At 54.9% G+C, this 20,237-nt stretch carries 18 protein-coding genes; 8 read left to right on the top strand and 10 right to left on the bottom strand.

Annotation, left to right across the window (positions count from 1 at the left end):
• Positions 1 to 53 precede the first annotated feature (53 nt).
• From AB3U87_RS00985 to AB3U87_RS00975, 3 genes are all read left to right on the top strand, one after another.
• On the top strand, positions 54 to 503 hold the full coding sequence (locus AB3U87_RS00985; protein WP_253453697.1) for a YcgN family cysteine cluster protein: 450 nt from the start codon (positions 54 to 56) through the stop codon (positions 501 to 503).
• A gap of 127 nt (positions 504 to 630) precedes the next feature.
• Positions 631 to 909 (top strand): hypothetical protein, encoded by a 279-nt coding sequence (locus AB3U87_RS00980; RefSeq protein ID WP_301252783.1) that lies wholly within the window; start codon positions 631 to 633, stop codon positions 907 to 909.
• Between the two features lie 753 nt (positions 910 to 1,662).
• On the top strand, positions 1,663 to 1,842 hold the full coding sequence (locus AB3U87_RS00975) for a con-10 family general stress protein (RefSeq protein ID WP_253453698.1): 180 nt from the start codon (positions 1,663 to 1,665) through the stop codon (positions 1,840 to 1,842).
• A 64-nt stretch (positions 1,843 to 1,906) separates the two neighbouring features.
• On the opposite strand, the gene AB3U87_RS00970 is transcribed toward AB3U87_RS00975, so the two are convergent.
• Positions 1,907 to 2,518 (bottom strand): diguanylate cyclase, encoded by a 612-nt coding sequence (locus AB3U87_RS00970; protein ID WP_394148099.1) that lies wholly within the window; start codon positions 2,516 to 2,518, stop codon positions 1,907 to 1,909.
• Positions 2,519 to 2,752: 234 nt separating this feature from the next.
• Between AB3U87_RS00970 and AB3U87_RS00965 the strand changes: the two genes are divergently transcribed.
• Together AB3U87_RS00965 and aroD are read left to right on the top strand one after the other, a co-directional pair.
• A complete protein-coding gene (locus AB3U87_RS00965) occupies positions 2,753 to 3,145 on the top strand; it encodes a hypothetical protein (RefSeq protein WP_394148097.1) in 393 nt (130 codons plus the stop codon).
• Between the two features lie 90 nt (positions 3,146 to 3,235).
• The gene (gene aroD / locus AB3U87_RS00960; RefSeq protein WP_301252780.1) at positions 3,236 to 4,120 is read left to right on the top strand and encodes a type I 3-dehydroquinate dehydratase; all 885 of its coding nucleotides are present in this window, start codon (positions 3,236 to 3,238) and stop codon (positions 4,118 to 4,120) included.
• A 97-nt stretch (positions 4,121 to 4,217) separates the two neighbouring features.
• Here aroD and AB3U87_RS00955 read toward each other — a convergent pair whose 3' ends face one another.
• The 3 genes from AB3U87_RS00955 to dsbB form a co-directional block, all read right to left on the bottom strand.
• The gene (locus tag AB3U87_RS00955; protein ID WP_301252779.1) at positions 4,218 to 6,452 is read right to left on the bottom strand and encodes a hypothetical protein; all 2,235 of its coding nucleotides are present in this window, start codon (positions 6,450 to 6,452) and stop codon (positions 4,218 to 4,220) included.
• 303 nt (positions 6,453 to 6,755) lie between these two features.
• Complete coding sequence (locus tag AB3U87_RS00950) at positions 6,756 to 6,926, bottom strand: hypothetical protein (RefSeq protein ID WP_253453713.1); 171 nt, start codon at positions 6,924 to 6,926, stop codon at positions 6,756 to 6,758.
• Positions 6,927 to 7,056: 130 nt separating this feature from the next.
• Positions 7,057 to 7,587, bottom strand: a complete 531-nt coding sequence (gene dsbB, locus AB3U87_RS00945; protein WP_253453716.1) for a disulfide bond formation protein DsbB — start codon at positions 7,585 to 7,587, stop codon at positions 7,057 to 7,059.
• Positions 7,588 to 7,889: 302 nt separating this feature from the next.
• Here dsbB and fadR point away from each other — a divergent pair, with 302 nt between their 5' ends.
• Positions 7,890 to 8,606, top strand: a complete 717-nt coding sequence (fadR, locus tag AB3U87_RS00940) for a fatty acid metabolism transcriptional regulator FadR (RefSeq protein ID WP_253453719.1) — start codon at positions 7,890 to 7,892, stop codon at positions 8,604 to 8,606.
• 65 nt (positions 8,607 to 8,671) lie between these two features.
• On the opposite strand, the gene AB3U87_RS00935 is transcribed toward fadR, so the two are convergent.
• A complete protein-coding gene (locus AB3U87_RS00935; protein ID WP_253453721.1) occupies positions 8,672 to 10,207 on the bottom strand; it encodes a SpoVR family protein in 1,536 nt (511 codons plus the stop codon).
• A 524-nt stretch (positions 10,208 to 10,731) separates the two neighbouring features.
• On the opposite strand from AB3U87_RS00935, the gene AB3U87_RS00930 reads away from it, so the two are divergent.
• Positions 10,732 to 12,027 (top strand): D-amino acid dehydrogenase, encoded by a 1,296-nt coding sequence (locus tag AB3U87_RS00930; RefSeq protein ID WP_253453724.1) that lies wholly within the window; start codon positions 10,732 to 10,734, stop codon positions 12,025 to 12,027.
• A gap of 24 nt (positions 12,028 to 12,051) precedes the next feature.
• A complete protein-coding gene (gene dadX / locus AB3U87_RS00925; protein WP_301252776.1) occupies positions 12,052 to 13,122 on the top strand; it encodes a catabolic alanine racemase DadX in 1,071 nt (356 codons plus the stop codon).
• Positions 13,123 to 13,124: 2 nt separating this feature from the next.
• On the opposite strand, the gene AB3U87_RS00920 is transcribed toward dadX, so the two are convergent.
• From AB3U87_RS00920 to AB3U87_RS00900, 5 genes are all read right to left on the bottom strand, one after another.
• Positions 13,125 to 14,315, bottom strand: a complete 1,191-nt coding sequence (locus AB3U87_RS00920) for a multidrug effflux MFS transporter (RefSeq protein WP_301252775.1) — start codon at positions 14,313 to 14,315, stop codon at positions 13,125 to 13,127.
• A 107-nt stretch (positions 14,316 to 14,422) separates the two neighbouring features.
• Positions 14,423 to 15,889 carry an undecaprenyl-phosphate galactose phosphotransferase WbaP gene (gene wbaP / locus AB3U87_RS00915; protein WP_253453732.1) on the bottom strand — a complete coding sequence of 489 codons (1,467 nt, stop codon included), beginning with the start codon at positions 15,887 to 15,889 and terminating at the stop codon, positions 14,423 to 14,425.
• Positions 15,890 to 16,275: 386 nt separating this feature from the next.
• Positions 16,276 to 16,509: a DUF1480 family protein gene (locus AB3U87_RS00910; RefSeq protein ID WP_253453735.1), complete on the bottom strand. Its 234-nt coding sequence runs from the start codon at positions 16,507 to 16,509 to the stop codon at positions 16,276 to 16,278.
• 67 nt (positions 16,510 to 16,576) lie between these two features.
• The gene (locus AB3U87_RS00905) at positions 16,577 to 18,304 is read right to left on the bottom strand and encodes a potassium/proton antiporter (RefSeq protein WP_253453737.1); all 1,728 of its coding nucleotides are present in this window, start codon (positions 18,302 to 18,304) and stop codon (positions 16,577 to 16,579) included.
• A gap of 599 nt (positions 18,305 to 18,903) precedes the next feature.
• Entirely contained in the window at positions 18,904 to 20,181 is a 1,278-nt protein-coding gene (locus tag AB3U87_RS00900) for a YeaH/YhbH family protein (protein ID WP_394148093.1), read from the bottom strand.
• Positions 20,182 to 20,237 lie beyond the last annotated feature (56 nt).

The raw sequence follows: 20,237 nt of genomic DNA, 5'->3' as shown, positions 1-20,237 counted from the left end.
TCAGGCCCGAACTGTTTATAAGGTGCGGGCTTTTAACTAAACAGGACAGCAAAATGAGTGATACCCCTTTCTGGCAGCAAAAGACGCTGGAGCAAATGAGCGATGAGGAATGGGAATCCCTGTGCGACGGCTGTGGCCAGTGCTGTCTGAACAAGCTGCAGGACGCCGACACCGATGAAATCTACTTCACTAACGTCGCCTGCAATCAGCTGAATATTAAAACCTGCCAGTGCCGTAACTACGAACGCCGCTTTGAGCTGGAAGAAGACTGTATCAAGCTGACGCGCGATAACCTGCCGACGTTTTCCTGGCTGCCGCCAAGCTGTGCTTACCGGGTGCTGGCCGAAGGCAAGAATCTGCCCGTCTGGCATCCGTTGCGCAGCGGCAGCAAGGCGGCGATGCACGCGGCACGTATTTCTGTTCGCCATATTGCCGTACGCGAAAGCGAAGTGCAGGACTGGGAAGATCACATCATCAATAAGCCGCGCTGGTACGGTAAATAGACTAACGGGCTGACAGATGTCTTCAGTTCCGGCTGCCGCTACCTGACTACGCAGTTTAGGTTTTGCCTATCTCAATGAGAATCAGCACCGCCTGGATAAGTTGCGTGACTCTGCAAATAATCAGGGTATGACTACATACCGTGTGAGAGTGGGTTTCCATAACCCTTCAGCCCTGACTTTCAGGCAGCTTGATGAAATATTGGAACAGCAGAGGTTCTGGAGAACAGCATCGCGCAGCGCTACGTTTCGTTATTTTATGGAATATGAATACGAATCAGAGGTACGCGATCTGTGTGAGGTTTGTGAACTTGCCTACTCCCAGGCCTGTAAGGTTAAAAAATGCCCTTTGGTCATGGTCGTCGAGGAGACGACCGAGGAAAAAACGCTTGCTGACATGCAGCAATAGCTGTCCTGCTGCGCACTCTAACGATAAGAGCGCAGACTGACTGCGGGACAGTTGTCCCGCTCTGTTTCTAAGCCCGGCTGTTATCCCCATTCCGTAAGATGAGCCGGCTTGCTTTTTAGCACGCTTAAAACAAGCCCACGACGCATTAGCGTTGCGCTTCGTCATTTGGCCTTTTCACTGCTTCAGGGTCTGTCTTCAGGCCATTTCTGACCTTTCCATGGACTGATTGGGGTGTATGGTAGACGGCAATACGTTGTTAGCTGCCAAAATCAGCTCGCCGTCTGGCCTGACCGCACATTTGTGCCCAATACAGCCAGACGACGGCAATACGTTGTTGCAGTGCAAATCAGCCGTTCGCATAGTTTCACCCAAGAAAGTTAAACGAAAACAGCTTGTTAGTGAGCAGTCTGTCCACAGATATTCGCAAAGAACGACAAGGTAACCAGCGAGGTAGGGTAATTCGTCTGTTTCATTGGTGTTTTCTTAAATATCAAAATGTAATTTTTTGTTTCTTGCACCTTTGGGGTTATTCTTATTCCATTAGATAAGTTATTATCCCTGAACGGAAAAAATCACGCGCCCTATATTTAAATTTGTACACGTCGGTGTGCTTGTATAATTTTTTATTAAGCGAAGCGGTTAACACTTTTGCAAATACAAAGCTTTTATCTACTCTTAATTACGCAACACGAAATTCCCGGCGTAAAAGCCGGTTGCCAATTAACTAATGAAGTTTGTATTCAGGAGGAGATTATGGCTGAACATCGTGGCGGTTCTGGAAACTTTGCAGAAGACCGTGAAAAAGCCTCTGAGGCAGGTAAAAAAGGCGGTCAAAATAGCGCAGGTAATTTTGCTAACGACCGTGAAAAAGCATCAGAAGCAGGCAAGAAAGGGGGTGAGCATAGCCACGGCGGCGGACGCAAGTCTGAATAAAAGCGAACGGAAATTTATCGCTTAATATGCCAGCCCCGGCATTTAATGCCGGGGTTAAATTTATTTATACAGGTAAATTCTCTATCTGAAATTTATAAAAAATGAAGTTATTAGTCTTTTTATAGACTTTCTTTTGAGCCTTCTTACCCCGCCAGTATTCTTCCAGATAAGGTATAAGTTCAAAAAACAGGATCCCGGCCAGAACACAGGCAATATATGCGTCAGGTAAAGGATCGGCTCGCTGATGAAGATCGAAGCGGGCAGGCTCTGCGCCCAGGCCAAACAGCGCCAGAAACTGCGACCAGTGTCGCGAAATCACCAGCAACAGCGCCATTAACGGCACCCTCTCCAGAAAACTGTGGATATGCTGCTCTACGGGCGATACGCGCCGGGTGGTTACGGCATAGCTGACATCCCACAATGCTGTCGCTTCGTGGCAGAAGAACATCACGATCATAAAGCCAATCACCAGCGCATTGATATCCAGGAAAAGCGCAGCGAGAAGCGGGGCGCCCATCTCCAGAAACATCAGAAGATGAATAAAGGTTTCTTTCAGCCCGGCGGTAGTCTCTATGTTTGTGGCTCTGTGGCATAAATAGTCGGCGAAACCGGCAATAAGCCAGACGGGCAGCACAAAATAAAGCAGCACCATCATCTGCGGATCAAAATTTTGCATGGCGACGGCTCATCGGTGTAAGAATGCATAAAGCATAGCCATACAAAACAGAGATGCCAGAATAATGCGCTGTTTCCGGAGTAATGACAGGTTTGCATTATTTCTGAGGTAGGGCAGAAAAGTCGGCTAATTAAACTCAGGGTGCGCCGCGCTAAACGTTAAGTAAGCTATTATTCAGTAGATGTTGATGCCGCTCCAGGTATTGCCCGCAGTTTACTCAATAAGGAACACCAGATGCTCACTTCTACAATGGATAGTTATATTCGCAAGGTAAAAATGAAACCGATCCTTCTTTCCATGCTTGCCGTGGCACTTGCTTTGCCACAGCTTGCTTTGGCGGATATTAAATGCGGGCCTTTTCGTCTGGCCGGGCAGACGGCGAACGGCAGTTGGGCGACCGTGGACGGCGTAAAAACCCGCAGGCAGCAGGTCAGCTGGCTGCAGCAGAAAGGCGATGTCGACAATGTGAAAATGCACTGGGCCGTGGCTGCTACCAAATTTCAGGGCGATTACGGGATGACATACCTGAATAAGGCGGGTAGCGCCACGCTTGACGTTGAGGTATTGCGCAGCAGCCGCAGCCAGATAAAAATTTCCGGTTCGTACGACTGTCGTAAGATCGATTAGCGTCTGGCATCCGTCAAGGGCAGTGCGCTACCGGCTTGATTTCCTTTGCTATGCTTAAAATCTTTACCCTTAACCGGGAGGTAAAGCGTTATGCATCGCAGAGAGTTTATCGGTTGCGGAGGCGCACTGGTCGCCCTTTCGCTTATGTCTTCCACACCTGCCGCCGCAGCGGCCTCCGAAGCTTCGACACCGCCTCAGCTTGATAAACCCGTTCTGAAACTGAAAGGGATCGCTATTGGCGAAGGTCAGCCCAAAGTAATTATCCCAACCACTGACAGCAGCGAAAAGGCGGTTTTAGCCTTCGTTGATAAGATTGCGGACAGAAGCGATTTTCATATGCTGGAGCTAAGGCTCGATCCGCTGGACAACGTTGACGATACCGACGCGATGGCGGCTTTAACGCGGCAGGTGTTCTCGCGTCTTGGCGACAAGCTATTGCTGCTGACGTTTCGCACCAAAGCCGAAGGCGGCAAGAAAGCCATCAGCGATCGGAAGTATGCCGCGCTGTATCACGCCTTACTGACGGCTGGCCAGTTCGATCTGCTGGATATTGAAATGTACCGCGACAGCACGCTGACCGATCCGCTGATCGGGCTGGCGCATCAACAGGGTAAACATATCATTCTCTCCAGCCATGAGCTGCACGCTACGCCTTCCGCTCAGGAAATTATCGCCCGCCTGAGCGAGCAGCAGCGGCGCGGCGCGGATGTGTTGAAGCTGGCGGCGATGCCGAAAGGCCCGGAAGACGTGCTGACCCTGCTTAACGCTACGCTGGATATGCATCAGCATTATGCGCAGCGCCCGCTGTTAACGATGTCGATGGGTGAAACGGGCGTACTGTCACGCATGAGCGGAGAACTGTCCGGTTCGGCGCTGACTTTCGCTATGTTTGGCGACGCTTCAGCGTCGGGGCAGGTTGACGTGCAGGATCTGGGAAAGGTGCTGGAGGTGGTACATAAAGGAATGCGTTCATAAGGCAGCTACAGGCACATCCTGACGTTCTGAGCAGATCGTTTCCGATGCGGCCTGTAGCCTGGGGGCGGGACGCAAAGCGTCGCCACCCCGTACTGCATTAAGCGGTGACGGTGACCACTGAGACGTTCGTGGTGACCTGGTTGGTAGTCACGGTGGCGTCCACGGCACCGACCTGTCCCTTGATCACGCAGCGATACTGGCCGGCATCGGCGGTAGTCACGGCTGCTTTGCTCCAGGTGGCGCTTTTCGCATTGGCGATATTCGTCCAGGTAGTGCCGTTGGTCGACTTCTGCCACTGCCAGGTTGCGGCATCCTTAGCCGCAACGGTCAGGTTTAACGTGCCGCCCGCCGCGACGGAAACCGTGGCTGCCGGCTGGGTGTCAATCTGCGGCGTAAAGGCGTAATAAGGCATCGCGTATTCAATTCCGTTGATGTTAATGCGCATCCACTGCCGCGGTTTAGATTGCTCAACCGGCACGGTAGTCGAGGCCTGGGAGCGAGTACTGATCCCGGCAACATCATCCTGTGCGCCAAAACCGGCCAGGCCGTTGTTCATCGACATCCGCGCCTGCGCCGCCACGCCGCCTTCCGGCGCTGCGCTCTGCGTCACGCCGCTCGGCGTAAACCTTGCCCAGCTGCCGTTATCCTCGCGCATTTCACCTGTGCCGCGAACGTGCACGCCATATTCTGCAATGGTATCAGGCAGCTTGACCCACAGGCCCGGCAGGATATCGTTAAAATCCTGAGGGATATACTGCACTTCGCTAATACCCGGCGTGCCTTCCATCCAGTAGCTTACTGCCGGAACCGAGCCCGCGCCACGCGCTACGTGGATATGCAGCGTACCGGCTGCACGGTCGTTCTGGATCGGCATGGCGGTGTCGCCACCGATGCCGCCGTAGGTACTGCGGCAGTCCACCTCAATTTTCCAGTGGCTGCCGGTTTTCGGCATCCGAAACGTACCGATATTCAACCAGCGCTGGCTGCTGTCAATGGTGCCGCGCAGCACGCCGCTCAGCCACTGCGCGCGCAGCGGATGGTCCAGATAGGTGCCGCTGTTTTGAAACAGCGACATGCCCATTTCATACCCGGAGAGTCTGGCGACAATATCGCTGCCGTCCGGGTTTTTCGGATAGCTGAACCAGGTTGCGCTGCCTGGCGCAGAAGTGCGGTCGTACTCCACGCCGGTCGGATTTGACCATTGCGACATAATAACGCGTGAATTAAAGAACACGGCATCGTAGGTAGAGGACTCAATGCTCAGCGCTTCAATCAGCCACTGGCCGTTGTTGATATCCATCGGAACGGCGCTGTGTTCGATCCAGCCGTTACGGATCAGGCCCTGACCATGACGAGGGATCCAGATAGCTGGCGCGTAGCAGTACTGGAAGTTAAATTCCGTAAGCTCAATCGCCGTGGAGTGATCCCAGGCGCCGGACGGACGGTTGCTCCAGCCTACCTTAATCACCGGGCCCGCCACGCGGCTGCAGTAAATCTGGGTGAATTTACTGTCAAGACTGTCGAGGTAGTAAATCGCCGCTTCACCGGTATTGCTGGCTTTAAAGTAGGAGACGTTGGCAAAGGTGCCGCCCACGCATTCGTTAGTGATAAACGGCTGTTTATTGGAGGCGGTATCGTTAAACACGCCCACCGTTGCGCCAATCAGCATATTGGTTTTTTCGTCCTGCTTCACCGTTTGCTGGCCTTCCCACTCAATGCCGTAGATGGAAAAGTAGCGGTGGTTCAGCGCCAGCACGGCCGAAGCGGATTTGTCAGAGATAATACGCGTGCCGATCTGCTTGCCGAAGCTGGTGGTCACGCCGCGCATCACGAAATCGCCGGCGGCGAAGTAGCCGCTTGGGTTATAAGGCAGTTCCGAATGGTTGGCCGGGATTTTGTCGCCATAGGTACGCAGGTCGAGCGGCTTAACCAGGTAGGTGCCCGTGCCGAAACGGATACCGACTTTGCTGGAAAGGCCGTCGGTAAAGCCGCGGGCGAAGCTGCCGGTCATAAATTCATACATCGCCTTAACGGCAGGCGCGCAGTCAACCTTGCCGCCCGGTACGGCGCCGAAGTCATGAACGGTTAACGCTTCAATATCGCTGTCGCGACGCCAGTGGTACGCGCCGCCGTTGCTGGCGATAAAGCCGCCGTCGTCCGCCGCCGCGACCAGATAACCGGTAAACCAACCTTCGCCGAAGGTGACAGAGCGGTCGCCGGCAGCGCGGGCATTCCAGGAGCTCAGGAAAACGCGTTCGCCTTCAGCGGCAGGTTTGCGGGCACGCAGCGCGGCGAATGAAGCAACTTCATTAAAAATCAGTGTATCAGCCATAATGTTTCCATCCTTTGTTAGTGAGTTTTTAACTGTATGTTTATACAGTAACTGCACTGTATTCCTTTGGTGAAGAATTGGCAATAGTGTTTTTTATTATTTATTTCATGTAGTTAAACGATTATCTCGTTACGATTTAATAAGCGGCGTGATATTAACTTAACAATATTTCTTATGTTTTAAGCAGGTTAAAAAAGGGAAGGTAAACGGTGAAATGACGTTCTGAACCCGGACTGGCTTTAAGGTGCCGGAGGGAGAAAGGCAAAAAAATCCCCTGAGCGCGTGACTTCAGGGGAGGCGGGTTCAGGACTGAGGCTGACCGACAGGGCCGCTGCCGCCCGGTGCGCCCGGAGGCTGCTGTCCACTCGGCGGCGCCGGCGGCGGGCTGTGCGTATCATTGGCGCCCCAGTGGGCGCAGCCGGAGAGTAGCGTAACGGAAAAAGCAAAGGAGAGGGCTAACGCAATGTTTTTCATAGTTTCCCTTTTCGCATCGAAGTATGCCTAAAGCGTAGCCGCCTTGTTAAGGGCTGACAACGCGGCGTTCGGGAAAAGGCAAAGCCCGGCCGCCCGCAGACAACGGGCACGACCGGGAGGAGGAGAGCGTTTAGCGGGAAAAAAGATCGCGTTTTTTCGGCGTGAAAAACTGCGCAAGCAGCACCAGCAGGGCGACAACGAGGTAGGCGGCAAAGATAATCGTCATCCACTGCGGCATACCCAGCGAAAACAGCGACCACTGATTTTCCGCACAGTCGCCCGTCGCAACGAATACCGACGGCAGCCACTTATCAAGAGGCAGCCACTGCGGGAAGCGGGCGGCGAAATCACAGGTGGTAAAAGGATTCGGATGCAGCTGGATCATCGTATGCTCCCATGCCAGACGCACGCCTTCCACGGCGCTATAGATCCAAATCAGGATCGCCACCCAGCGCAACGGCGTTTTGGGGGCAATAGCGCCCACCAGCGCAGCGCCAAGAATACCGAACAGGGCGCAGCGTTCGTAAATACACATCACGCAGGGCTTTAGCAGCATCACGTGCTGGAAATAGAGCGCAACCATCTCCAGAGCAAAAGCCGTCAGCGCCATCAGCAACCAGGCGCCGCGACCACGAGAACGGCTATTAAAATAGTGCAACATAATCAATCCCTGTAATAAGCGTTGAACCGGCAGTGTAAACCAAAAGGGCTGCCGTGCCAGCCACTATGCGGTAAATTTACGCTGCTGAATACGGCGCGGCTTAGCCGCTGTGTAAAAAAATGTATCGCTTCGACGGCGCGCTGAAAGCGGCCACGGCTTAATAACGTAAATCAAGGGCTTAATTTCAGGAGAAATGCGATTTCGGCAGCGTTTTACGCTTTCGTCAGTCTAGGTGACGGCTAAGCCATCTGGTATGATGAGCCGAATTTTTGCAGCCCTGAACGCAACGGAAACAATACGCTATGGTTATTAAGGCCCAGAGCCCTGCGGGCTTCGCTGAAGAATATATTATCGAAAGTATCTGGAACAGCCGCTTCCCGCCGGGGTCAATTCTGCCTGCTGAGCGCGAGCTGTCAGAGCTGATCGGCGTGACCCGCACCACGCTGCGTGAGGTGCTGCAGCGCCTGGCGCGCGACGGCTGGCTGACCATTCAACACGGCAAGCCGACCCGGGTAAATAATTTCTGGGAAACCTCGGGCTTAAGCATCCTTGAAACGCTGGCGCGTCTCGATCATGACAGCGTGCCGCAGCTTATCGACAGCCTGCTTTCGGTTCGCACCGATATTTCCTCCGTATTTATTCGCCGCGCTATCCGTATTCATCCGGATAAAGCTGAGGCGGTTCTGGTCACCGCGCAGCAGGTAGAAGACAAGGCGGAAGCCTATACCGAGCTGGATTACAATATCTTTCGCGGGCTGGCTTTTGCCTCCGGTAATCCTATCTACGGCCTGATCCTTAACGGGCTGAAAGGGCTGTACACCCGCGTAGGCCGTCACTATTTTTCAAATCCGGAAGCGCGTCGCGTGGCGCGTGAATTCTATCAGCAGCTGCTGACGATTTGTCAGGCCCAGCAGCTGGACAAGATTGTGGAAACGGTGCGCGATTACGGCCATCGCAGCGGTGAAATCTGGCACGGCATGCAAAACACCATGCCCGCTGAATCCGGCATACGTCGTTAGTATTCCTGTAAAATCTCTGGATAAGCCGTAAAAAAGCCGGTCTTCAGCACCGGCTTTTCAGGTTATTACAGGGAAGTGGGGCGGGGCGGACAGCGGTCGAGGATTTCCGTGCTGCCGTCGTCATTTTGCTGCTCCAGATGGACATCAAAGCCCCACAGGCGATGCACGTGCTTCAACACTTCGCGGCGGCTCTTATCCAGCGGCGCGCGGCTATGCGGCACGTAGCGCAGCGTTAATGAGCGATCGCCGCGCAGATCGACATCATAAACCTGAATATTAGGCTCCAGGTTGCTTAAATTATACTGCGCGGAAAGCTGCTGACGGATCGCCCGATAGCCCGCCTCGTCATGGATAGCGGCAATTTCCAAGAAGTTATTGCGATCGTCATCCATCACCGTAAACAGGCGGAAATCCCGCATGATTTTGGGCGACAGGAACTGGCTGATAAAGCTCTCGTCCTTGAACTCGCGCATGGCGAAGTGCAGCGTTTCCAGCCAGTCTGAACCGGCAATATCCGGGAACCAGTAGCGATCTTCTTCCGTCGGCTCCTGACAGATGCGCTTGATATCCTGAAACATGGCGAAGCCCAGCGCGTAAGGGTTAATACCGTTATACCACTGGCTGTTATAGGGCGGCTGATAAACCACGTTGGTATGGCTGTGCAGAAACTCCAGCATAAAGCGCTCGCTGACTTTGCCCTCGTCATACAGATGATTAAGGATGGTGTAGTGCCAGAAGGTCGCCCAGCCCTCGTTCATCACCTGCGTCTGCTTCTGCGGATAAAAATACTGGCTGACTTTACGCACGATACGCAGGATTTCTCGCTGCCACGACTCCAGCAGAGGCGCGTTTTTTTCCATAAAATAGAGCAGGTTTTCCTGCGGCTCGTTGGGATAGCGTGCTGCTTCGGTATGGGTCGCCTCCGCTTCGCGACGCGGCAGCGTGCGCCACAGCATGTTCACCTGGCTTTGCAGATACTCTTCGCGGCTGCGCTGACGGGCCTTCTCCTCCTGCAAGGAGATCTTTTGCGGGCGCTTGTAGCGATCGACGCCATAGTTCATCAGCGCATGGCAGGAATCCAGCAGCCGTTCGACTTCCTCCACGCCGTAGCGCTCTTCACACTCGCTGATATAGTTACGGGCGAAAATCAGGTAGTCAACGATAGAGCTGGCATCCGTCCAGCTGCGGAACAGGTAGTTATTTTTAAAAAAGGAGTTATGGCCATAGCAGGCGTGCGCCATCACCAGCGCCTGCATAGTGATGGTATTTTCCTCCATCAGATAGGCGATACACGGATTGGAGTTAATGACGATTTCATAAGCCAGGCCCTGCTGACCGTGCTTATAGCGCTGTTCGGTTTCGATAAATTTTTTACCGAATGACCAGTGCGCGTAGTTGATGGGCATCCCGACGCTGGAATAAGCGTCCATCATCTGTTCAGAAGTGATGACTTCGATTTGATGCGGATAGGTATCAAGGCGATAGAGTTTGGCGACGCGGTCAATTTCTGCAAGGTAGACGTCCAGTAGATCGAACGTCCAGTCGGGACCGTCGCTGAGTCGTTGGCTGTTCGTAATGGACTCATCAAAGATAGTCGTCATAGCGCACCCCTTTTTTAAAACCGGTTTTCGACGTTACATCAGTAGCGACAAACATCCGTTTTCATTACGACCTGCCATGACGCTGCCGCCATCGGAACAGGCCTGGAATTGAAGCCAGTAACTCAATGATAGTTCACTCTCTCCGATCGCTCAGGGGAATACAATGGAAATCTTCGGCAGAAAATAGAGCGGAAGCCGGAAAATCATTTTAACGTCAGGCAAAGCGCAAAAAATAATAATCCGGACAGGATAATATCCTGTATATAAGCGGAAAATATGGCGTAATCATATTCTGCTGCGGAAAGGAATAAATAGCGCCTTCATGATTATTTGCTGCTGCCGTCGCAACTATTGCAATATTAAACTCCGATTTATCATCGGCATCTTGTTTTTATTCCCGCCCAGGGTAAAAAAGAAGGGCAATATTTTTACAGGGCGTCCGCTGTCATCCCGCAGCTTTTTTCACCGCAGCGGCCGCCTGTATCCAGTGTATTCATCTTTAAGAAACCGGCGGTGGAGTAGCGATGCGAGTTGTCATTCTGGGAAGTGGCGTGGTGGGCGTGGCCAGCGCCTGGTATCTGGCCCAAAGCGGGCATGAGGTGACGGTTATCGACCGTCAGCCCGACGTGGCGCTGGAAACCAGCGCGGGCAACGCGGGACAAATTTCGCCCGGCTATGCGGCACCGTGGGCGGCGCCCGGCGTGCCGCTGAAGGCGATAAAATGGATGTTTCAGCGTCATGCGCCGCTGGCTATCCGCCCGGACGGCAGCCGTTTCCAGCTGGCCTGGATGTGGCAAATGCTGCGTAACTGCGATATGCGCCACTATCAGGAAAATAAAAGCCGCATGGTGCGCATCGCCGAATACAGCCGCGACTGCATGAAGGCGCTGCGCCATGAGACGGGTATTGCCTATGAGGGACGCCAGGGTGGAACGCTGCAGCTTTTCCGCACCGCGCAGCAGTTTGAAAGCGCCACCAAGGATATTGCGGTATTAAAAGAGGCGGGCGTGCCCTATGAACTGCTGGAAGCCAGCCAGCTGGCCGAAGCGGAACCCGCGCTGGCGACGACCAGGCATCTGCTGACCGGCGGTCTGCGCCTGCCTAACGACGAAACCGGCGACTGTCAGCTGTTTACTCGTCGGCTGGCAGAGATGGCGAAGGCGGCAGGCGTGACTTTCCGCTTTAATACGCCCGTCGACGCGCTGCTGCAGGAGCATAACCAGATTGTTGGCGTGAAATGCGGCGCTGAGATCGTGACGGCGGACGCGTACGTAGTGGCGTTCGGCTCTTATTCCACTTCGCTGCTCCGCGACATTATCGCTATCCCTGTTTATCCGCTGAAAGGCTATTCGCTGACTATCCCGATTACCAATCCGGAGGCAGCGCCCGTTTCCACGGTGCTGGACGAAACCTATAAAGTGGCGATTACGCGTTTTGATAACCGGATCCGCGTGGGCGGCATGGCGGAGATCGTCGGCTTCAATACCAAACTGCTGCCCGCCAGACGCGAAACGCTGGAGATGGTGGTGCGGGATCTCTATCCGCAGGGCGGCGATCTCGCCCAGGCGACGTTCTGGACCGGGCTGCGTCCGATGACCCCGGACGGCACGCCGATTGTCGGCCGCACGCCGTTTAAAAATCTTTATCTGAATACCGGTCACGGAACGCTCGGTTGGACCATGGCCTGCGGCTCCGGACAGCTGCTTTCTGATATTATCTCAGGACGCGCTCCGGCGATTGCCGCTGACGATTTATCGGTTATGCGCTATCTGCCGGGATTTCTGCCCACTACAGGCCCAATACTGCACGGCGCGCGCTAGTTTCCGCTTATAACAGGAGAAGTTATGTCTCGTCCTATTGTCGCAACTATCGACACCAGCGCGTTGCGGCATAACCTGGCCGTCGCCCGCCAGGCTGCTCCTCGCTCCCACGTCTGGTCGGTGGTAAAAGCCAACGCCTACGGACACGGTATCGCTCGCGTCTGGCAAAGCCTGTCAGAGACTGACGGTTTTGCGCTGCTGAATCTTGAAGAGGCTATTCTGCTGCGAGAAAGCGGCTGGAATAAGCCCATCCTGCTGCTGGAAGGCTTTTTCCATGCGGACGAGCTGCCGATTCTGGATCGCTACCGGCTGACCACCAGCGTGCACAGCAACTGGCAGATCCAAGCGCTGGCGAAGGCGAAGCTTTCCGCGCCGCTGGATATTTACCTGAAAATGAACAGCGGCATGAACCGTCTTGGCTTTCAGCCCGCGCTGGTACAGCAGGTGTGGCACAAGCTTAAAACGCTGCCGAACGTTGGCGAGATCACGCTGATGGCGCATTTTGCCGAAGCGGAAAGCAATGAAGGCGTGACGGCGCCGATGGCGCGCATCAATCAGGCGGCGGAAGGGTTGAACTGTCCGCGCTCGCTGGCGAATTCGGCGGCGACGCTGTGGCACAGCCACACCCATTACGACTGGGTGCGTCCGGGCATTATCCTCTATGGCGCTTCGCCAAGCGGCGACTGGCAGGATGTCGCCAGCAGCGGGCTACGGCCGGCCATGACGCTGAACGGTGAAATCATCGGCGTCCAGTCGCTCAGGCGCGGCGATGGCGTAGGGTATGGCGCACGCTACCGCGCCAGCGACGAGCAGCGTATCGGCATCGTTGCCTGCGGCTATGCCGACGGCTATCCGCGCCATGCGCCAACCGGCACGCCGGTTTGGGTTGATGGCGTCAGAACGCAGATTGTCGGCGCGGTTTCCATGGATATGATCACGGTGGATTTGACGCCCTGCCAGCAGGCGGGCATCGGTACTCAGGTGGAGCTGTGGGGTAACAACATCAAAATCGACGAGGTGGCAAAAGCGGCCGGTACGGTAGGCTATGAGCTGATGTGCGCGCTCGCGCCTCGTGTACCGGTAAACGTCGTTTAAGGTTAAAGCGCGGTCAGCGTGCCGCGCACTTTTTTACTGTAGTACCAGGCCGTTCCCGTCAGTATCGCGCCCACCACCATCATCAGCGCCAGCGCGGATTTTTCCGCCAGCGGCAGCGCCATCGCCAACAGCCCACCCGACGCGCCGCCGGCCATCTGGATAAAGCCCGCCAGCGCGGAAGCGACGCCCGCCTGTTTCTGATAGGGCTCCAGCGCGTAGCTGGTGGCCGGGCCGACGGTAAAAGCCAGCCCGGCGACGGATACCGCCACCGGCAGCATATAGAGCGCCCAGTGATGCTGCCATGCCAGCGGTAACAGCAGCACGCCGCCCAACAGCATCACCGCGCCCAGCGTCATCGCCACGCTGCCCGTCGCCAGACAAATCGGGCGACCCACCTTGCGGATCATCTTATTCACCAGCACGCTGACCAGCATGATCCAGAAGCCGTTGGCGCCAAAGGCGATGGAGAACTGCAGCGCAGAGAGCTGGCCCTCGGTCATCAGCACCTGCGGCGCCAGCGAGACGTAAGTTAATACCATCCCCAGCGCGCCCGCGTTGGCAAAGGCGAAAGCCAGGAAGCGAGGCTGACGCAGGATCTGCCAGTACTGACGCAGCGGAATGCCTTTTACGGCCAGCGTGCCTGCCGGGCGGGTCTCCGGTAAAAAGAAAATCACCAGCAGACCGATGACGACCGCATAGGCGGTTAAAAACCAGAAGGGCGCGCGCCAGCCAAAGGCCTCGGCAAGAAAGCCGCCCAGCATTGGCGCCAGCGCGGGCACGATATTCAGCGCACCGTTCAGAAAGCCATAGGCGCGGGCGGCATCGTCGCCGTCAAGCCTGTCGCGCACGCCGCTGAAGGCGACCACGGCAGTACAGCAAACGGCGCAGCCCTGCACCACGCGCGCGCAGAGGAACTGCGGCCAGCCGGAAGCGGTGGCGGCCAGCACGCTGCCAACGATATACAGCAGCAGCCCGGCCAGCGCCACGGGCTTTCTGCCCAGGTTATCCACCAGCGGGCCGGCGACAATCTGCCCCAGGCCCATCACCAGCAGAAACAGAGGAATAGTCGTTTGCACGGTGCTGACCGGCGTATTCAGCCCAAGCGCGATATCGGGCAGCGTAGGCAAATAAAGATCGATGCCAAGCGGTGCTAACAGAACCAGGCTGAGAAGAAGTAAAGTGAATTTTTGCATCGAGGCGGCGGCGTCCAGTAAAAAAAGCAAGCCGCACAGAGTAGTGATAACGGGGAGAAAAGAAAAGGAAAACTTATGGGGCGGTGCCGCAGCAGCCGCCCCGGAACTCAGTAAGCGCCGTCGCGACGCAGTACCACGCCAGCCGTTTTAAACAGGATGGCGATATCCGTCCACAGCGCCCAGTTTTTCACATACCAGGAGTCGAAATAGACGCGGGTATCGTAGTCGATATCGTTACGGCCGCTAACCTGCCACAGGCCGGTCATCCCCGGTTTCGCCATCAGATAATAGTCAACGTCGCCCGCGTAGCGCTCCAGCTCCGCTTCAATCACCGGACGCGGCCCCACCAGGCTCATCTCGCCACGGATCACGTTCCACAGCTGCGGCAGCTCGTCCAGGCTGGTTTTACGCAGGAAAGCACCGATTTTGGTTACGCGCGGATCGTTTTTCAGCTTGAAGTCTTTATCCCATTCGGCGCGCGCTTCGGCGCTGGTTGCCAGCAGCTCTTCCAGCACCTCTTTCGAGTTGGTGACCATTGAGCGGAACTTCAGGCATTTAAACTTCTTGCCGTCCTGACCGACGCGTTCGTGACCGTAAATTTTGTTACCGCCGTCCCGGCCCACCAGCCAGCAGATCAGGCCGAAAGCCGGGGCCAGGAACAGCAGCAGCAGCGAGGCGACCACCACGTCGAACACGCGCTTCAGGAAGCGTGAAGAGCGTTTGGCCAGGTTATTGCTGACGCGCAGGATCATCACTTCATGACTGAAGATAAAAGACATATCGGTGCCGTAGAGCGGCACACCGCGCAGCGTCGGGACGACCGAAACGCTGCGGCATTTCTTTTTCGACAGCAGCTTGAGCCACTTATCGCGCATCGCCTGCTGCTCGTACTCCATGGCAACGATAAACTGGGTGTTTTCCAGATCGACCGTGTCCCAGACGATGTCCTTCGCGGTAATAACCGGCACGCCGTTCAGGCTTTCCGCGCCGGTATGGCCGTTAGAGGCGACAAAAGCTTTTACCTCATAGCCCAGGATCTCTTCGCTTTGCAGCGCCGCATAGGCTTCGCGGGCGTTTTTACCGGAGCCGATGATGATAGTTTGCTTCTGCCACTGTCCCGCTTTCAGAATGGCGTGCTTGACGCTGGAGCGCAGCAGCGGCACCAGGACCAGCGCATAGATCCAGGTGAAGCTCCACAGCAGACGGGAGAAGTCCCATTTTGAAAACGCAATCAGCGCCAGGTCGAGCAGGGAGAAAATCACCAGGGTTTTAATGATCTCTTTCAGCTCAAACCAGAAAGGCTTGCGGTAGGTATAGTGACGAAGCCGCATCCAGAACCAGGCCGTACAGACCACGGACATCACAAACTGGGCGGTAAAGCGTATTTGCACTTCCTGCGGGGGAAGAAATATATCCAGGTTCCCCCAAATACCTCGTACGGTTGCCGTGGATAAAAACAGCGCCAGGTTAATGGAGATTAAGTCGCTAAGACTTAATGCCAGCTTGGCGATAATGTTTTTCCGGGTGCCGCTAAATGCGCGGCGACGGTCATTCAGTACCAGAGTACTTGCCATAATGCCTGCTCTCTTTTCATAAGGGATTGCTGACCTGACGAGGATCAAGCACGCGTTCAGGGGTTATCATACTGAAATTAAGTGTTTTAATTTCAGCGTATTAAATAGTTAACGGCCGTATGTTTCAGGAGATTAAATAAATGAAACACGTCGGCGTTGTTTCATCATGAAGCAGTGACAGAGTATGCAGGAGAGCAGAGAGTTAGTTAATACGGGTAATTCCTAAAATGGGAAAAATGCTTTTTGAAAGGAAATGGAAAGTAAACGAAGCGGGAAATTAAATTGCAAAAGATAATTTATGACAGGCGTATAACAAATATAAGACATTATTATAGCTCACCGCCGCGAAATAACGCGGCGGCAAGATAAGCGGCTTTGGTTCAGATTCAGGCTGGCTTTTTCAGTACCCACTGATCCTGCTCGGTATCGTAGTGACCGATAGCCAGATCGACAGGTTCGCCATCAATCCAGGCGGGCACGCTGGTCTCATTATCCCACCCGTCGAGCTGATAGCTCAGCGCCGGGTTGGTCTTGCAGGGAATAATGACCGTATCGACATTTTGCGCATCCAGCTCTGCGTCGATAATTTCATAGCGACCAATCTTTACGACATGACCCATGATTTTCTCCCTTCCGGATTAGACACGAACTTTAAGCGTAGTCGTTATTTGCCAGTCGGCCCCAGGATTATTCTCGCTCTTCCGCCATCCGCACGCCGATTTTCACTATTTCGTTATCCTGCTTTTCCGCCACGGTCCAAATCATGTTTTTCCATTCCACCTGATCGCCGACCACCGGCGCGCCGCCGATCATGCTGGCGACCAGATGCCCGAGCGTCTGCTGCATATTCATCTCTTCATCCAGCTCGATACCGTAAATTTCTGAAACGTCGTGCAGGCGAGCATCGGCCTGAAGAATAAAGTCGCCAAAGAAGCGCTGATCGAGCGAAACGGGCGGCGACTGGCTGAACAGTTTACCCAGTTCCGGCAGATCCTTTTCGCGGCCAATCACGCACAGCACGTCGCCTTCGCGCAGGCGGGTATTGCCGGTTGGATGCAGCAGCAGATTATCGCGGAAAAGCGCGGCGATACGCGTCTCGCGCGGCATTTTCAGCTCGCGTAGCGCGGCGCCGATACACCATTTATCAGCGCCCAGCTGGTAGACAAACTGCTCCCAGGGATTCTCAGGGTGGATATCCAGGCCCACGCGGGAAACAGGCGAGGCGGTAGGCGGCACGATCACCCTGGCTTTACGGGCAGCATAGCCGAGAGAGGTTCCCTGTACCATCAGCGAAACCAGCACCACAAAGAATGCGATGTTAAAGAACAGCGAGGCATGCGGCAGTCCGGCCATCATCGGGAAAACCGCCAGGATAATAGGCACCGCGCCGCGCAGACCAACCCAGCTGATAAAGAAGCGCTCACGCGTGGTAAATCCACGAAACGGCAGCAGGCCGACAAAAACGGAGAGCGGACGGGCAAACAGGATCAGCCACAGCGACAGCAGCATGGCCGGTAAGGCGATATTCCAGAGATCGGTAGGATTCACCAGCAGCCCCAACACCAGGAACATACCGATCTGGCTCAGCCAGGCCATGCCGTCAAAGGTTTGCAGAATGCCGTGCCGGTTGCGGATTGGGTTATTGCCCAGCCAGAAGCCGCAAAGATAGACCGCCAGAATGCCGCTGCCTTCCAGCACGGTGGTCAGCGCAAACACCAGAATGCCCCCGCTGACGGCCAGCAGCGGATAAAGCCCGCTGGGCAGCGAGACGCGATTAATCAGCTGCAACAGCCCCCAGCCGCCGCCCAGGCCCAGCACGATACCCAAACCAAACTGCTGAATAAGATGCACGATAAACATCCAGCTCAGGCCGGTCTGACCCTGTTCCAGCATTTCGATCAGCGTAATGGTCAGGAACACCGCCATAGGATCGTTGCTGCCGGATTCCATTTCCAGCGTGGCGCTGACGCGTTCATTCAGCCCTTTACCGCCGAGCAGCGAAAATACGGCCGCCGCGTCGGTCGAACCGATAATCGCCCCGACCAGGAAGCCCTCAATCATGCTCAGGTTAAACAGCCAGGCGGCCGCCATGCCGGTCAGCCCGGCCGTAATCAGCACGCCGATGGTCGACAGCGAGAGCGCCGGGCCCAGCGCAACTTTGAACGAGCTGGCCTGGGTGCGCATTCCGCCATCCAGCAGGATCACCGCCAGCGCCAGGTTACTGATAAGGTAAGCGGCAGGATAATTATCAAAAGCGATGCCGCCAATGCCGTCCACGCCGGCCAACATGCCCAGCGCGAGGAAAATAACCAGAATAGGGATGCCGAGCTTTGAAGAGAAGGAACTGAGCAAGATGCTTGCCGCCACCAGCACTGAACCGATGATAAACAGACTATAGATAGCACTGGCTTCCAATGGGGCAATCTCCTGTATCTGATAAAAAAACTGCGTCGATGGCGAGGCGTAAGCATACCCTGAATATGGGAATAGGGGCAATTTTGTTTCGCCACGGCTGTTTTGGCGTGTTTTCTGCTGCTGCAGCTAACAAGTGTATGATAATTTAGAAATTCTGGAACGATCGCGGGAATAATAGTAACAAATAGCCTGTGCTTTTGACATCAGAATACGATTAATGTCGTTAGCTTGAGAGGGACTGGCGGGAAGGATGGGAGCGAAACGGGAGAAAGAAGAGGTATTTACTGCATAATCAGCAGCGGTAAGCGTTGCATCGGACGTCGTTTTTAGCGTAAGCCTGGCCTGACGGCGGCGAAGGCTAAGGGAAGGGTATAAACGCTTAAGCATCGAAAGCGAAACGCAATGCACTCTTCAGGAGCAAGGTTTTTTCAGAAGGCTGCTGCCTGACCCAGGCATAAGTACGTTGCCCGGCCCGGCACGTCATTTTGCCAAAGCTGTAAATAGCCCGGGGTTGAAAGGCGGCTTCAGGCAGCGCTGAATGTTGCTAAGCGGGTAAGAAAATCAGCCAGCCCGAAATGCTGACTGATTTATCACTACTTTCAGGCGTTTTCCGCCTGCTTGTGGAAAAGCTCACGGAATACCGGATAAATATCTTCCGGCTCACGAATATGTTGGATAGCAAAGTTGTCGAACATCGCCTGTAAATGCTCGTACTCGCGCCACAGCGTCTGATGGGCGCGGCGGGTAATTTCGATGTAGCTGTAATAACGCACTACCGGCAAAATATGCTTAGCCAGGATTTCATGACAGAGCGGTGAATCGTCCGCCCAGTTATCGCCATCGGAAGCCTGAGCAGCATAAATATTCCACTGCGCCGGATCGTAACGCTCTTTCACCACTTCATCCATCAGCTTCAGGGCGCTGGAAACAATAGTGCCCCCCGTTTCCTGCGAGTAGAAGAACTCCTGCTCGTCCACTTCTTTCGCCTGCGTATGGTGGCGAATATAGACCACCTCAACGTTTTTATAGGTTCTGCTCAGGAACAGATAGAGCAGAATATAAAAGCGTTTAGCCATATCTTTGGTGGCCTGATCCATGGAGCCGGAAACGTCCATCAGGCAGAACATCACGGCCTGGCTGGACGGTTCGGGACGCTTCTCAAAGTTTTTATAGCGCAGGTCAAAGGTATCGATAAAGGGCACGCGTTTAATACGGGCGCGCAGGTCGGCAATCTCCTGGCGCAGGCGTTCTTCTTCCAGCAGCTGGGCCGGTTCGGCTTTCTGCACGGCTTCCAGCGCGGCCTCCAGCTTGCCCAGCATTCGCCGCTTCCCGGCTGTCATGGCCGTACGCCGCGCCAGCGAGTTCTGGAGCGAACGCACCACGCTGATATTTGCCGGCACGCCGTTAGAGGTGAAGCCGGCGCGATGCACCTTGTACTCGTTCAGCTGACGATGCTGATTCTTTTTCAGGTTCGGCAGGGCCAGATCTTCAAATAACAGATCCAGATACTCATCCTTAGAGATATTAAAGACGAATTCATCTTTGCCCTCGCCATCCTGACTGGCATTGCCCTGTCCGCTACCGCCACCGCCGCCGCCTCCCTGAGGGCGTTCGACACGATCGTTTTGCACAAAATGGTCATTGCCGGGATGCACGCGATGGCGCTGGCCGCCACGGCCCTGATGAAATACCGGTTCGTTGATATCATCAACGGGGATAGAAACTGACTCGCCGCTCTCAATGTCGGTTACCGAACGCTTATTAATGGCCTCGGAGATCGACTGTTTGATTTGCGACTTATAGCGGCGTAAAAAGCGCTGACGGTTCACCGCGCTTTTGTTTTTACCGTTAAGACGCCGATCGATAAAATAGGCCATAATTCCCCCAAACAACGTTGCCGTTGGGCCAGGTTTGCTGACCCACGGGAATGCAT

Source organism: Erwinia plantamica (assembly GCF_043420595.1).
Taxonomy (GTDB): Bacteria; Pseudomonadota; Gammaproteobacteria; order Enterobacterales; family Enterobacteriaceae; genus Erwinia; species Erwinia aeris.
This window is presented reverse-complemented; position numbering and strand designations above follow the sequence as displayed.

Bases quoted from the DNA above. Each gene is read 5' to 3' on its own strand.
- AB3U87_RS00955 (WP_301252779.1), bottom strand. From the start codon at position 6,452: ATGGCTGATACACTGATTTTTAATGAAGTTGCTTCATTCGCCGCGCTG.
- dadX (WP_301252776.1), top strand. From the start codon at position 12,052: ATGTCTCGTCCTATTGTCGCAACTATCGACACCAGCGCGTTGCGGCAT.
- AB3U87_RS00985 (WP_253453697.1), top strand. From the start codon at position 54: ATGAGTGATACCCCTTTCTGGCAGCAAAAGACGCTGGAGCAAATGAGC.
- AB3U87_RS00910 (WP_253453735.1), bottom strand. From the start codon at position 16,509: ATGGGTCATGTCGTAAAGATTGGTCGCTATGAAATTATCGACGCAGAG.
- AB3U87_RS00920 (WP_301252775.1), bottom strand. From the start codon at position 14,315: ATGCAAAAATTCACTTTACTTCTTCTCAGCCTGGTTCTGTTAGCACCG.
- AB3U87_RS00970 (WP_394148099.1), bottom strand. From the start codon at position 2,518: ATGCAAAATTTTGATCCGCAGATGATGGTGCTGCTTTATTTTGTGCTG.
- AB3U87_RS00935 (WP_253453721.1), bottom strand. From the start codon at position 10,207: ATGACGACTATCTTTGATGAGTCCATTACGAACAGCCAACGACTCAGC.
- AB3U87_RS00900 (WP_394148093.1), bottom strand. From the start codon at position 20,181: ATGGCCTATTTTATCGATCGGCGTCTTAACGGTAAAAACAAAAGCGCG.
- fadR (WP_253453719.1), top strand. From the start codon at position 7,890: ATGGTTATTAAGGCCCAGAGCCCTGCGGGCTTCGCTGAAGAATATATT.
- wbaP (WP_253453732.1), bottom strand. From the start codon at position 15,889: ATGGCAAGTACTCTGGTACTGAATGACCGTCGCCGCGCATTTAGCGGC.
- dsbB (WP_253453716.1), bottom strand. From the start codon at position 7,587: ATGTTGCACTATTTTAATAGCCGTTCTCGTGGTCGCGGCGCCTGGTTG.
- AB3U87_RS00950 (WP_253453713.1), bottom strand. From the start codon at position 6,926: ATGAAAAACATTGCGTTAGCCCTCTCCTTTGCTTTTTCCGTTACGCTA.
- AB3U87_RS00980 (WP_301252783.1), top strand. From the start codon at position 631: ATGACTACATACCGTGTGAGAGTGGGTTTCCATAACCCTTCAGCCCTG.
- aroD (WP_301252780.1), top strand. From the start codon at position 3,236: ATGCATCGCAGAGAGTTTATCGGTTGCGGAGGCGCACTGGTCGCCCTT.
- AB3U87_RS00965 (WP_394148097.1), top strand. From the start codon at position 2,753: ATGCTCACTTCTACAATGGATAGTTATATTCGCAAGGTAAAAATGAAA.
- AB3U87_RS00975 (WP_253453698.1), top strand. From the start codon at position 1,663: ATGGCTGAACATCGTGGCGGTTCTGGAAACTTTGCAGAAGACCGTGAA.
- AB3U87_RS00930 (WP_253453724.1), top strand. From the start codon at position 10,732: ATGCGAGTTGTCATTCTGGGAAGTGGCGTGGTGGGCGTGGCCAGCGCC.